This window comes from uncultured Campylobacter sp. (assembly GCF_947255105.1).
Lineage (GTDB): Bacteria > Campylobacterota > Campylobacteria > Campylobacterales > Campylobacteraceae > Campylobacter_B.
Window position 1 is genome coordinate 75,801 of the sequence record NZ_CAMYFP010000002.1, and the last position, 12,472, is coordinate 88,272.

At 33.1% G+C, this 12,472-nt stretch carries 15 protein-coding genes; 8 read left to right on the top strand and 7 right to left on the bottom strand.

Features of this window, described 5'->3' with window-relative positions; all coding sequences use genetic code 11:
- Positions 1-153: 153 nt before the first annotated feature.
- From Q0X52_RS02000 to Q0X52_RS02035, 8 genes are read left to right on the top strand one after another with little or no spacing between them, the layout of a single operon-like run.
- Positions 154-900 carry a lipopolysaccharide kinase InaA family protein gene (locus Q0X52_RS02000; RefSeq protein ID WP_297574160.1) on the top strand — a complete coding sequence of 249 codons (747 nt, stop codon included), beginning with the start codon at positions 154-156 and terminating at the stop codon, positions 898-900.
- Positions 891-1,619, top strand: a complete 729-nt coding sequence (locus tag Q0X52_RS02005) for a polysaccharide deacetylase family protein (RefSeq protein WP_297574162.1) — start codon at positions 891-893, stop codon at positions 1,617-1,619. The genes Q0X52_RS02000 and Q0X52_RS02005 overlap by 10 nt, the downstream gene beginning before the upstream one ends.
- Positions 1,616-2,365 carry a glycosyltransferase family 2 protein gene (locus tag Q0X52_RS02010; protein ID WP_297574164.1) on the top strand — a complete coding sequence of 250 codons (750 nt, stop codon included), beginning with the start codon at positions 1,616-1,618 and terminating at the stop codon, positions 2,363-2,365. Before Q0X52_RS02005 ends, Q0X52_RS02010 begins: the two co-directional genes overlap by 4 nt.
- Complete coding sequence (locus Q0X52_RS02015; RefSeq protein WP_297574166.1) at positions 2,346-3,302, top strand: glycosyltransferase family 9 protein; 957 nt, start codon at positions 2,346-2,348, stop codon at positions 3,300-3,302. The genes Q0X52_RS02010 and Q0X52_RS02015 overlap by 20 nt, the downstream gene beginning before the upstream one ends.
- Complete coding sequence (locus Q0X52_RS02020; protein ID WP_297574168.1) at positions 3,292-4,338, top strand: hypothetical protein; 1,047 nt, start codon at positions 3,292-3,294, stop codon at positions 4,336-4,338. The genes Q0X52_RS02015 and Q0X52_RS02020 overlap by 11 nt, the downstream gene beginning before the upstream one ends.
- Positions 4,322-5,263: a lipopolysaccharide heptosyltransferase II gene (gene waaF, locus Q0X52_RS02025; protein WP_297574170.1), complete on the top strand. Its 942-nt coding sequence runs from the start codon at positions 4,322-4,324 to the stop codon at positions 5,261-5,263. The genes Q0X52_RS02020 and waaF overlap by 17 nt, the downstream gene beginning before the upstream one ends.
- Positions 5,256-6,155 carry a lipid A biosynthesis acyltransferase gene (locus Q0X52_RS02030; RefSeq protein ID WP_297574173.1) on the top strand — a complete coding sequence of 300 codons (900 nt, stop codon included), beginning with the start codon at positions 5,256-5,258 and terminating at the stop codon, positions 6,153-6,155. The genes waaF and Q0X52_RS02030 overlap by 8 nt, the downstream gene beginning before the upstream one ends.
- Before the next feature lie 45 nt (positions 6,156-6,200).
- Complete coding sequence (locus tag Q0X52_RS02035) at positions 6,201-7,466, top strand: O-antigen ligase family protein (protein WP_297574175.1); 1,266 nt, start codon at positions 6,201-6,203, stop codon at positions 7,464-7,466.
- Here Q0X52_RS02035 and gmhA read toward each other — a convergent pair.
- The 7 genes from gmhA to Q0X52_RS02070 form a co-directional block, all read right to left on the bottom strand.
- The gene (gene gmhA, locus Q0X52_RS02040) at positions 7,452-8,024 is read right to left on the bottom strand and encodes a D-sedoheptulose 7-phosphate isomerase (protein ID WP_297574178.1); all 573 of its coding nucleotides are present in this window, start codon (positions 8,022-8,024) and stop codon (positions 7,452-7,454) included. The two genes, Q0X52_RS02035 and gmhA, sit on opposite strands and share 15 nt — an antisense overlap.
- 2 nt (positions 8,025-8,026) lie before the next feature.
- Positions 8,027-9,424 (bottom strand): D-glycero-beta-D-manno-heptose-7-phosphate kinase, encoded by a 1,398-nt coding sequence (gene rfaE1, locus Q0X52_RS02045; RefSeq protein ID WP_297574180.1) that lies wholly within the window; start codon positions 9,422-9,424, stop codon positions 8,027-8,029.
- Positions 9,414-10,394, bottom strand: a complete 981-nt coding sequence (rfaD, locus tag Q0X52_RS02050) for an ADP-glyceromanno-heptose 6-epimerase (RefSeq protein ID WP_297574184.1) — start codon at positions 10,392-10,394, stop codon at positions 9,414-9,416. The genes rfaE1 and rfaD overlap by 11 nt, the downstream gene beginning before the upstream one ends.
- On the bottom strand, positions 10,384-10,917 hold the full coding sequence (locus Q0X52_RS02055) for an HAD family hydrolase (protein WP_297574187.1): 534 nt from the start codon (positions 10,915-10,917) through the stop codon (positions 10,384-10,386). The genes rfaD and Q0X52_RS02055 overlap by 11 nt, the downstream gene beginning before the upstream one ends.
- A 55-nt stretch (positions 10,918-10,972) precedes the next feature.
- Positions 10,973-11,296 carry a tetratricopeptide repeat protein gene (locus Q0X52_RS02060; protein WP_297574190.1) on the bottom strand — a complete coding sequence of 108 codons (324 nt, stop codon included), beginning with the start codon at positions 11,294-11,296 and terminating at the stop codon, positions 10,973-10,975.
- Positions 11,297-11,351: 55 nt separating this feature from the next.
- Complete coding sequence (locus Q0X52_RS02065) at positions 11,352-11,489, bottom strand: hypothetical protein (RefSeq protein ID WP_297574192.1); 138 nt, start codon at positions 11,487-11,489, stop codon at positions 11,352-11,354.
- A gap of 109 nt (positions 11,490-11,598) precedes the next feature.
- Positions 11,599-12,435 carry a tetratricopeptide repeat protein gene (locus Q0X52_RS02070; protein ID WP_297574194.1) on the bottom strand — a complete coding sequence of 279 codons (837 nt, stop codon included), beginning with the start codon at positions 12,433-12,435 and terminating at the stop codon, positions 11,599-11,601.
- Positions 12,436-12,472 lie beyond the last annotated feature (37 nt).

The following is a 12,472-nucleotide window of genomic DNA, read 5'->3' on the forward strand; positions in this document are numbered from 1 at the left end:
TTTATGAAAAAGAATTTATTAAAAAAGGTTGGAAGCGATGTGAAATATTTATTTGAGTTAATTAAATTTCTAATAAATTTAAAATAATTTAATTTGTCAGTTAAGCACTTTTTAGATAAAATACGAATTTATAAACTATAAGGGATTATATTTTTGAGTATATATAAGTACAAACTTAATACAAACTGTATAAAATTTAAAGATTTTTTGCTAGATATCAAAAAGCAGTTTGCAACTGATGGCAAAACCATTCACAAAGCAAGAAACGAAGTAAAAACGATGAGTTTTAGTGGCACAAATTTGGTTGTTAAGTCCTTTAAAAAGCCAAATTTCATCAATCAAATTTTATATCTACTTTACAAATCTCCAAAAGCTAGCAAATCATACCAAAACGCACTCCAAATCGGCGATATTACTCCAAAGCCCGTAGGCTATATACTTTTTTATGATAATTTTTTTATAAACAATAGTTACTATTTAAGTTATGAGTTTAGTTATGATTTTGTCATACGAGAGGCGCTTATAAATAGAGATTTTCCAAACAAAGATGAAGTGTTGAGGCAGTTTGCGAAGTTTAGTTTTGAGCTTCACCAAAGAGGCATTCTTCATCTTGACTATAGTGCTGGCAACATCTTAGTAAGGCAAAATGGCGATAGTTATGAGTTTAAGATAGTCGATATAAACAGAATGAAATTTAAAACGCTAAATTTAGATGAGCGGCTTAAAAGCTTTGCTATGCTTTGGGCAAGCGATGAGGATATGAGTAAGATTGCAAGTTTTTATGCAAAGTTATGTGGGGAAGATGAAGCTATTTGTCTGAAAAAAGCTCTTAAATACTCAAGAAATTTGAAATTTAGAAAAAACTTTAAGAAAAAACTAAAGAGGCTGCTATGTCTTTAATCTCTGTTATGTATCATCACGCAAACAGCGACCTTTGCTCAAATGATATTGAAATTTTAAACAGGCATTTGGAGTATATCTCTAAAAATTACAAAGCCATCTTTCCAGGCGAAGAGGTGACAAAAAACTCCATCTGTCTTACATTTGATGATGGTTATGCTGACTTTTATTTTTTGATTTTTCCACTACTTAAGAAATATGGTCTCAAAGCCACTCTTGCAGTGCCTACCAAATTTATATTAGATGATACAAAGATAGCGCCAAAAGAGCGAATGAGTTTTAAACACAATGATATCTTTAAAAACTATCAAAAAGCGCCATTTTGCACCTTTAAAGAGATGGATGAGATGATAAAAAGTGGCTTAGTAAAGATTGCCTCACACTCCCATTCTCACGTGGTTTTAAGCGATGAAAATATAAATTTAGATGAAGAGCTGCTACTTTCAAAGGAGATTTTAGAAAAGAAACTAAAGATAGATGTTGATAGCTTTTTCTTTCCTTTTGGAAAATACAACAAAGATGTTTTAAAAGAGGCTAAAAAGCACTATAAATACATCTTTAGGATAGGCAATGCTTTGCAAAAGGACTTTGATGGCATAAATGGGGTTATTTATAGAGTAAAGGGCGATGGTCTAAAATCTTTTGATGAGATTTTTAGAGGCACTAGACTTTTTAAATATTGGCTCAAAGGTCTTATAAAAAGGGTGTTTAAGAGATGATAAGTGCAGTTATTTTGGCAAAAAATAGTGAAAAAACTATAGCAAAAACATTGGAGAGTTTGAAGTTTTTAGACGATGTTGTTGTTTATGACAACGGCTCAAGCGACAAAACTATGCAAATAGCAAAGAGTTTTGCAAATGTAAATTTGGTTCAAGGCGAATTTAGAGGCTTTGGCTGGACGAAAAACATAGCGGCAACTTTTGCTAAAAATGATTGGATTTTGATGATAGATAGTGATGAGGTTGTAGATGATGAGCTTAAAAATTGCCTACTTACAAAACAGCTAGATAAAAATTGCATTTATAAGCTAAATTTCAAAGCTTTTTATAAAGATATCGAAGTTAAACATTGCGGTTGGAGCAACCAACTTATAAAACGGCTCTACAACAAAACAACAACCTCATATAACAATAGCGGCGTTCATGAAGATATCATCTCATCAGCCCATCATACTGAAGTTTTAGAGGGAAATGTGGAGCATTATAGTTATCACTCTATCTCGCAATTTATCCAAAAAGCAGATCTTTACTCAACTCTTTTTGCCAAGAGTAACCAGCATATCAAAAACTCAAGTCCACTCAAGGCATTTTTAAATGCAGCCTACTCTTTTATTAAAACATATTTTTTTAAAAGAGGCTTTTTAGATGGCTATGTTGGCTTAGTAATTGCTGTCTCTCACGCGGTTACCAACTTTTACAAATATATAAAACTTTATGAGCTAAACAGTGAAGATTCTCATAACTAGACACGATAAAATTGGGGATTTTGTTTTGACATTGCCGATGATAAAAATAGTCAAAAATAATTTTCCAAACTCTTTTATAGCTGTTTTGGTCTCTAAAGTTAATTATAATTTTGCAAAAGAAATTGATTTTATCGATGAAGCTATTGTTTATGATAAAAATCCCATTAAACTTTCTAAAGTTTTAAAAAAATATAAATTTGATCTATCGATCAGTGCTTTTATAGATACAAATTTAGGAGTTGCGCTTTTTTTAAGTGGAATTAAAAAAAGAGTTGCTCCAGCTACAAAAATAGCACAAATCTTTTTTAACAAAAGAGTTTTGCAAAGACGAAGCAGAGTTCAAAAGAGCGAATTTGAGTATAACATTGATCTTTTAAGGAGTATTTTTCCTGACATAAATCTAAATTTTAAAAAACCTGTTCTAGAGATACCACAACTTAAAAAAGAGGAAATTTTTTCTAAATTTAAAGCTAAATTTGGTCTTGATGATAAAAAGATTGTTGCCTTTCATCCGGGTTTTGGCGGAAGTAGCGATGCAAATTTAAGCCTTGATGAGTATCTAGCTCTAGCTAAAAGCATAAAAGATAAAAATATTACTATTGTCTTTACATTTGGTCCAGATGATGAAAAAGCACTTGATTTTTTTAGAGAAAATTTAGATTTTAAAGCTGTGATTTTCAAATCAAATTTATCTCTATATGACTTTTGTGCCTTGCTTTCAAGTTTCTCGCTTTTTGTAAGCACTTCTACTGGCACAATGCACCTAGCTGGTTGTGTTGATACTCCTACATTTTCTTTTTTTGGCAGCTCCTTGTTTGCAAGTGAAAAAAGATGGAAAACCATCAACAATAAGCAGATAAATTTTATGCTAAATGGCTCAAAAGAGCAGCTAAAAACGATAGAAAAGAGACTAAGAGAGTTTGTAGATGAGCTTTAAATGGGATAGTTTTTCAGATCAGCCTGAAGTTATAAAAGATAGAGATTTTAAAAAAGCGATGAGAAGGCGATATCTTTATGATTTTATATTAATGTTTTTAAAATCGCTTCTGATACTACCTTTTGCTACTTTGATTATGAAGTTTTTTAAAAGCAACAAAAAGCCATCAAAAGATGAGTTTTATGGACTTTGCGTCAATTTAGACAAAGGCGATATACAGCCAAGTTTAGTAGATGAGCTTGGAGTAAAAAATTTATCAATAAGAGTTTTTTTAAATGATATTGACAATTTGGAGAGTTACTACCAATTTGCAAAGAGTTTTGGTGACAAAAATTTACTTATTTGTATCATCCAAGATAGAAAAAACATCGAAAATTTACAACTTTTAGAGAAAAACTTAGAGCTTATTTTTGATAAATTTAGCGATATTTGCACCCAGTTTCAGATAGGCAATGCCATAAATCGCCTAAAATGGGAGTTTGCAGCACCAAAGGAGTATATGGATTTTTACGGGGTTGCTTACAAGCTTAAAATGAATAAATTTCAAAATATCACTTTGCTTGGACCTTGCGTCATAGACTTTGAATACTACTACAACGTAGCAACTATGTTTAACTTCAAAAATATCAAGTTTGAAAAGATTGCAGCACTTCTTTATGTAGATAGAAGAGGCAGTCCAAACAACCCTCAATATGGGATTTTTGACTTTAAAAATAAGATAAATTTACTCTTTGCTCTAGCAAAACTCTCTTTTAAAAGTAGCGATGAAATTTACATAACAGAGACAAACTACCCAATAAGTGGCACGGGCAGATATGCACCAACTAGCCAAAAAGAGTGCGTTAGTATAGATGACTATCTCAAATTTATGCGACTTTATCACAAAATTGCTAAAGAAAGTGGCAAAATACAAAGAGTTTATTGGCACCAACTAATCGCACCAGGATATGGACTAGTCGATAATAGAGATGGCAAAATAGTAAAAATGCCACAATTTTACGAATATAAAAAGATGATAGATGAAGATACTAATTGAGATTCCAAACTGGTTAGGCGACGCTGTTATGGCAACTCCAGCAGTAAATAACGTCATAGAACACTTTCCAAACTCCTCTATAACCTTTCTTGGTTCAGCTGTTTCAAACTACGTTTTTAAGGGCTATCCAAATGCGCTCAAATTTGTGACAAACGATAGTAAAAAACATAAATTTAGATTTTTGTATCTTATGAAATTTGCTAGAAATTTAGGTGAGTTTGACTTAGCTATCTCCTTTAGAAGAAGTTTTTCATCTAAATCTATGATGAAATTTATAAGAGCCAAAAAGAAATTTTCATATAGTAGAGTTGCCCACGAAGAGAGGCATTTGGTGCTAAGATATAGCGATTTTATAAACAACTCTTTAAATTTAAATAGCACTCCAAAGGGCTTGAAGCTTTTTTATAAGCCATATTTTTTTCCAAACAAAACTCTTGGGATAAATCCAGGCGCAACCTATGGAAGTGCCAAAAGATGGTATCCAGATGAGTTTGCAAAAGTTGCTTTAGCTCTTTCAAAAGAGTATGATATCATCATCTTTGGTGGTCCAAATGAGGTTGATATGGCAGGTGATATTGAAAAGGTTTTGATAGAAAATGGTGTTACAAACTACAGAAATTTAGCCGGCAAAACAGCTGTAGATGAGCTTATTGGTTTTATTGGCGGTCTTAGTCTGTTTATTACCAATGATAGTGGTCCTATGCATATCGCCGCTGCTTTTAAAGTGCCAACTATAGCCATTTTTGGTCCAACTGACTTTAAAGAGACAAGTCCGTGGCAAAATAGCGCCTCTCATATCATCTCCAAAAATCTTTCTTGTAGTCCCTGTATGAAAAGAGTTTGTCCGCTTCGACATCACAACTGCATGAGAGAGATAACTGCTAGCGATGTGCTTAGCTTGATAAAAAGGAAAAAATATGTCTAAAACTATCAAAAATAGGGTGCTTTATCTGCTTTATCTGCTCTTTTATGCTATCTTTAGGATGGTTCCAGCGGCTCTGTCAAAAAAGATTATCGATTTACTTGCCTTTTTGGTCTTTAAATTTTATAAAAGATATTACAAAATCTCATTGGCAAATTTAAACTTAGTCTATGGAGATAAAAAGAGTCAAGAAGAGAAAGAGAGTATCATTTTAAACTCATATAAAACGCTTGGATATAACATGTATGAGCTTTTGGAAAATCAGCGCCTTTCAAAAGATGAAATTTGTCAAAAAATGACCATAATCAATCCAGAAATAGTCCCAAATGCTCTCAAAAACGGGCGAAAAATCATCTTTATAACAGCTCATTATGGCGGTTGGGAGTTAACTTTGCCTGCTATGGCACTCTATTATGATATAAATGTTGCTGTTGTCAATAAAAAGATGCAAAATCCCTACATTCAAAAGGTTTATGAAGAGAGTAGGCGAAAAAACAATATCACGCCAATCTACAAACATAGTGCAGCAAAGGAGATATTGAAGTGCTTAAAAGATGGCGATCAAGTTGCTGTTGTGATAGATCAATATAGCGATGATGGCTGTAAAGTCCAGTTTTTGGGGATAGAAGAGGTTGCAACCAATGGAGTGGCTAGACTTGCAAATAAGACAAATGCACTAATTATCCCAGTCCTAACAACCAAAAATGAGTTTAGAAAATACGAAATAACAGTTTATGAGCCAATAGATCCAGCCAAAATAGAGGATGAAGATAAAATTTGCACAATGACAAAGTTGCAAAATGATATAATATCGGCTCAGATTTTTAAAGACCCAGATCCTTGGCTTTGGCAACATAAGAGATTTAGAACCAATCATAGTGATATTTATAGATAGGCTCAAAAGTCGTTGATAAAAAGATAAAGATAGACAGGAAGCAAAATGAATGCAATTTATAGTCAGATAGCAAGTTATAAGGCTTTACGAAGAGATGAAAAGTTTCAGATGATTTATTACTATCTAACTTTACTTTTTGCCTTTATGATGCCACTATCAAGGGCAGCTATAAGCTTTTTTCTTATACTTTTTCCACTTATTTGGATAATAGAGGGGGATTTTAAAAGAAAATGGAGTGAAATCAAAGAGTCTAAATTTCTAGTTGTTTTTATAGTCTTTTTAATACTTGTCATCATAAGCGGACTTTTTTTCTCTGATGATGGCAAGCTTGCCTTTAGATATATAAGGCTTTATTTATATTGGTCCTCTATATTTGTCCTAGCAACATCACTTAAAAAAGAGTGGATAAGGACGATATTGAGCGCATTTTTATGCGGAATGATAGTAAGCGAAGTTATAGCTTATGGAGTATTTTTTGAACTGTGGCAGTGGAAAAATATCACAAAAGCAAATCCTAGCCCATTTATGATACATATCGAATATAGCGTCTATCTAGCCTTTACTTCGATATTACTTTTCAATAGAGTTTTATCAAAAAATTACTCTTTGCCTCAAAAACTTTTTTTCACGCTCTTTTTCCTAAGCACAACAGGCAACCTTTTTTTACAAACTGGAAGAACTGGGCAAGTTGCCTATGTGGCAGCTCTTGTGGTTATGTTTTTTTTGCACTATAAATTTAGTCTCAAAGCCTTTATAGGTATTTTTTTATCAGCAACAGTCATCTACTTGAGTGCATACAATATCAGCCATAATTTTAACAAGAGGGTTCATCAAACCATAGAAGAGATTACCACCATACAAAGTGGCGAGTTAAATACCTCCTGGGGGATAAGACTTGCTTTTTGGCCAGTGGCTTATGAGATAGTAAAAGAACATCCAATTTTTGGTGTAGGCATCGGCGATTTTCAAAAAGAGGCTGCAAATGTGCTAACAAAAGATAAATTTCATAGCTTTCACCCTTATGTAAAAGAGTTTATAAGCACAAATAACTTTCACAACCAATTTTTACAATGTAGCGTTGGAATGGGGCTTATAGGGCTATTTGTTTGTATCACGCTTTACTTTTTGGCTTTTAAAACGGCAATTTGCACTAAAGATAGAGAGCTAAGAGATATTTATCTGCTTTTTATGGTGATTTATACCATTGGAAGTTTCTCTGATACCTTTTGGGGAGCGCAATTTAGCGTGACTATCTGGATATTGCTAACTTCGTTGATGTTAGTTAGCAATAAAAAGCTAGATAGTTTTTAGTGCATCATCAATTGCTTGACAAATAGTATGTCCCATAAAAATATGCATCTCTTGAATTCTTGCAGTATCATTTGATGGAACGACTAAGTTTAAATCACAACATCCATTCATCTCTCCACCGCCTTTTCCACTAAATCCAATAGTTTTTATACCATTTTTTTTTGCATATTCCAAAGCATTTATGACATTTTTGCTATTGCCACTTGTAGAAATCGCAATTAAAATATCACCTTTTCGCCCAAGCCCTGCAAGCTGTCTTGCAAAGATATAGTCAAACCCATAGTCATTGCCAATGGCTGTTAAAGCCGATGTATCAGTTGTCAAAGCAATACCAGGAAGGGGATTTCTCTCACTTTTATATCGCCCTGTTAGCTCAGCTGCTATATGTTGGGCATCTGCTGCACTTCCACCATTGCCACATAAAAAAACTTTGGAGTCGTTTTTTATAGCTTCAACAACCATTTCGCAAGCTCTGTTTAGCTCATCAATCAAACTATTTTTAAACTCATTTGCTGTTTTTAAATGTGAGTCAATCTCCCTTAAAATCATCTCTTTCATTTTTATCCTTTTATTTTATTTATGATATTTGTAGTGCTAAAACCATCTTCAAAATCAACCAAAACAACCTCTTTTGCAATGTTGCTTCCAACAACTTCTTTGCCCGCATAATCAGCCCCTTTTACCAAAATATCAGGGCGAATTTTTTCAATCAAATTTAAAGGCGTATCTTCATCAAAAATAACCACAAAATCAACAAATTCTAAAGCACTCAAAAGCAGGGCTCTTGAGTTTTGTGAGTTTATAGGGCGAGTTTTTCCCTTTAGTCTTTTAACAGAACTATCAGAATTTAGTCCAACTATCAAAATATCTCCAAGTTTTTTTGCCTTGTTTAGATACTTGATGTGACCAGCGTGCAAAATATCAAAGCAACCATTTGTAAAAACTATCTTTTTATCACTATTTTTTAGAATTTGGCAAATTTCATCTAAGCTTTTTATTTTTTCTTCCAAGTTTGTGCTTGATGATGATTTGGAGTATTTTTCTATCTCATCTAAACTAGCAGTCGCACTTCCTACTTTTCCAACTACAACGGCAGCGGCTTTGTTTGCAAGACTAAGAGCAGAAACTATGTCCATTTTATTTGACAAAGCATACCCCAAAGTCGCAAGCACCGTATCTCCAGCGCCAGTTACATCAAAAACCTCTTTTGCAATTGCCGGTATGATTTTTACTTCATCGTTGTTGTATAGCGCAATGCCCCGCTCAGAAAGAGTTATGATGGAATATTTTAAATTTAATTCATCTTTAAGTCTTTTTAAGGCTAATTTTAGTGAAGGTTCATCATCAATTTTCATCTTTAAAGCTTGCATTGCCTCTTTTAAATTTGGTGTTAGAAGTGTTGCATTTTTGTATTTGGAGTAGTCACTTCCTTTTGGATCTATCAAGATAAATTTAGAGTTTTCATTTGCTATTTTTATGATTTGCTTACAAAAATCGTCTCTTAAAACGCCTTTTGCATAGTCACTGAGCAAAACAGTGTCATAGTTTTTGATGATATTTTTCAAAGAGCTTAAAAGCTCATTTTTGGAAGTTTCTAAAATATCATCTTTACTCTCCTTATCAAACCTTATAACTTGCTGATGAACTGCCATAATGCGAGTTTTATGAGCACTTTTTCTCTCTTTTTCTTTTGCTATTTTCTCAATCTTTACACCCATATTCTCAAGCATTGAAACTATCTCTTTGCCGGACTCATCATCACCAACGACACTCATCACGCCAACATCACAATCAAGAGCTTTTAAATTTGCCATTACATTTCCAGCTCCGCCTAGACGCTTGTTTTCGCTCCTAATATCAATAACCGCAACAGGCGCTTCAGGGGAAATTCTATCACACTCGCCCCACAGATAGTGATCTATCATCAAATCGCCAACAACTAAAATCTTAGGCTTCATTTTTTATACTTTCATATATTTTTTTAATCTCAGGAATATAGCTTTTAATTCCATCTTCAAGACTAAATTTAGGCTCATAAGAGAGATTTTGCTTGCTTAGAGAAATATCAGCTTGTGTGTGGAATTGATACTGTTTGATAAATGGATTTTTGATATATTCACATTTTAAATTTGTATTAAGTTCGCTTTGTAAGATATCAACAATTTCTTGAAAGCTCCTTGCAACTCCAGTAGCTGCGTTATAAACTCCACTTTTATCAGATAAAAATGCCAGATGATTGATTGCAACAATATCTTTTATATAGACAAAATCTCTTTTTATCTTATCGCTATCTTCAAAAAGCCTTGGATTTTGCCCATTTAAAATTTGAAGTCCAAACTGCAAAACCATAGAGGCGGTTTTATCTTTGAAAAACTCATTTTCACCATAAACATTAAAATATCTAAGCCCAATACAATGAATTTTTTCGTGATATTTTAAAGCTAGTTTATCCATCATGAGTTTTGAAAAGCCATAAACATTTCTAGGTTCTTCACTATGCCAAATCTTTTGCGGACTTTTGGCGTTACCATAAGTTGCCGCTGAACTTGCATAAATCATCTTTGCATCAATTTCTTTGCAAATATCAAGAAGCTTTGCAAAGGCATTTAAATTTGTTTTTATCATTATGCTTTGATCATTTACCGTAGTGTCAGAGATGGCAGCTTCATGAAAAATTGCATCAGGTTTAAATTTCGCGATACCTTTAAGAGTTTTTTCATCATTTATATCGCCCTCTAAAACCCTGCCGCCAAATTTAAGCAAGTTTTTATAGTGACCAAAACTCTTTAAGTTGCCATTATCAAATCTCTCACCCGTTCTAAAAATATCCACAACTAAAACATCAGCGCCTAAATTTTCAAAATAAGTTGCCAAATTTGAACCTATAAAACCAGCCCCGCCAGTTATAACTATTTTTTTATTTTTCATCTTTTTTCCTTATATAATTAACCATTTCTTTAAGCTCATTTATGCAATGAAAGTCACCATTTGTGCTATTTTCATCTCTGTTCAGTAAAAACAAATTTTTAACTCCGGCATTTTTCCCAGCTTCGATATCGCTTAGTTTATCGCCTATTAAGTAGGATTTTGAAAGGTCTATGCCAAGCTCATCTCTTGCTGCTAAAATCATTCCAGGGTTTGGTTTCCTGCACTCACAACCACTTAGATGAGGACAAAAATAAACTTTATCGATATCTATATCTCGCTTTTTAAACTCATCTTTCATATAGTCTGTTAAAATTTCAAAATCTTTTGTAGTGTAGTAGCCTCTTTGGATGCCGGATTGGTTAGTGATAATGATGATTAAAAAATCTCTTTTTTTAAACTCTTTTAAAAGCTCGAAAATTCCATCGATAAATTTGAAATCTTCTATTTTAAAAACATATCCAAAATCTTCATTTATAACGCCATCTCTATCCAAAAATAGTGCCTTTTTTTCATAAGTTTTCATGAAAGACATTATACAAATTTATGCTAAACACCACTAATTTTTAAACTTTTCCAGCTTAGTAGCCCTCTTTATTGAGCTTTGCAAATGCATCACAACCTTGTTGAAAACCTAAGTCGCAAGCCTTGCCAAAATACTCCTTTGCCATGCTATAGTTCTGTCTTACACCTTGACCACTATAATATAAAGCCCCAAGATTGGCGCAACCTAAATTCACTCCATTATCGCAAGCTAATTTATAGTATTTAAAAGCTTCTGTATAGCTTTGTCTCACACCTTGTCCACTCTCATATAAAAATCCAAGATTGGTGCAACCTAAATACTCTCCATTATCACAAGCAATTTTAAAGTATTTAGAAGCTTCTGTGTAGCTTTGTCTCACACCTTGTCCACTCTCATATAAAAATCCAAGATTATGACAACCTAAATACTCTCCATTAATTATCACAAGCAATTTTAAAGTATTTAAAAGCTTTTTGATAATCTCCTGCCTTATAAGCTTTGAGGGCAGTTTCAAATTCATCTGCGACTAAAACAGCACAGACAACAGATAGTAAAACTATAATCTTTTTCATCTTATACTCCTTTTTAAATTTTGGTTATTTCAGCATTTTTATTTTTTAAATATAAAATAGACCGCCAATACAAGAAAAATAAAACCTATTAATAATCTATAAAATATAGCTAGTAGCCATATTTGCCAAGTGTTGCAAATTCATTACAACCTTGTTGAGAACCTAAGTCGCAAGCCTTGCCATAATACTCCTTTGCCATGCTATGGCTCTGTCTCACACCTCGACCGCTCTCATATAAAAATCCAAGATTGGCACAACCTAAATTCACTCCATTATCACAAGCTAATTTAAAGTATTTAAAAGCTTCTTTGTAATTTTGCTCCACTCCTTGACCATTGCGATATAAAAGTCCAAGATTGTAACAACCTAAATAATTTCCATTATCACAAGCCAATTTACAGTATTTAAAAGCTTCTGTGTAGCTCTGTCTCACACCTTGACCACTCATATATAAAAATCCAAGATTATTACAACCTGAATACTCTCCATTATCACAAGCTAACTTATGGTATTTAGAAGCTTCTTTGTAGTTTTGCTCTATACCTTGACCATCGCGATATAAAATTCCAAGATTGTTGCAACCTAAATACATTCCATTTTCGCAAGCTAATTTATAGTGTTTAGAGGCTTCTGTGTAGCTCTGTCTCACACCTTGACCACTATAATATAAAAATCCAAGATTGTTGCAACCTAAATACTCTCCATTGTCACAAGCTAATTTATAGTATTTAGAGGCTTCTGTGTAGCTCTGTCTCACACCTTGACCACTATCATATAAAAATCCAAGATTGGTGCAACTTCTATATTTTTTATTGTCACAAGCTAATTTATAGTATTTAAAAGCTTTTTGATAGTCTCCTGCTTCATAAGCCTTGCGGGCAGTTTCAAATTCATTGCCAAGCAAAACAGCGCAGACAACAGATAGCAAAACTATAATCTTTTTCATCTTATACTCCTTTTTAAATTTGGTTATTTTAGCATTT

Coding starts and splice junctions, on each gene's coding strand:
- Q0X52_RS02005 (WP_297574162.1), top strand. CDS start 891: ATGTCTTTAATCTCTGTTATGTATCATCACGCAAACAGCGACCTTTGC.
- Q0X52_RS02010 (WP_297574164.1), top strand. CDS start 1,616: ATGATAAGTGCAGTTATTTTGGCAAAAAATAGTGAAAAAACTATAGCA.
- Q0X52_RS02020 (WP_297574168.1), top strand. CDS start 3,292: ATGAGCTTTAAATGGGATAGTTTTTCAGATCAGCCTGAAGTTATAAAA.
- waaF (WP_297574170.1), top strand. CDS start 4,322: ATGAAGATACTAATTGAGATTCCAAACTGGTTAGGCGACGCTGTTATG.
- Q0X52_RS02030 (WP_297574173.1), top strand. CDS start 5,256: ATGTCTAAAACTATCAAAAATAGGGTGCTTTATCTGCTTTATCTGCTC.
- Q0X52_RS02035 (WP_297574175.1), top strand. CDS start 6,201: ATGAATGCAATTTATAGTCAGATAGCAAGTTATAAGGCTTTACGAAGA.
- gmhA (WP_297574178.1), bottom strand. CDS start 8,024: ATGAAAGAGATGATTTTAAGGGAGATTGACTCACATTTAAAAACAGCA.
- rfaE1 (WP_297574180.1), bottom strand. CDS start 9,424: ATGAAGCCTAAGATTTTAGTTGTTGGCGATTTGATGATAGATCACTAT.
- rfaD (WP_297574184.1), bottom strand. CDS start 10,394: ATGAAAAATAAAAAAATAGTTATAACTGGCGGGGCTGGTTTTATAGGT.
- Q0X52_RS02055 (WP_297574187.1), bottom strand. CDS start 10,917: ATGAAAACTTATGAAAAAAAGGCACTATTTTTGGATAGAGATGGCGTT.
- Q0X52_RS02065 (WP_297574192.1), bottom strand. CDS start 11,489: ATGAAAAAGATTATAGTTTTACTATCTGTTGTCTGTGCTGTTTTAGTC.
- Q0X52_RS02070 (WP_297574194.1), bottom strand. CDS start 12,435: ATGAAAAAGATTATAGTTTTGCTATCTGTTGTCTGCGCTGTTTTGCTT.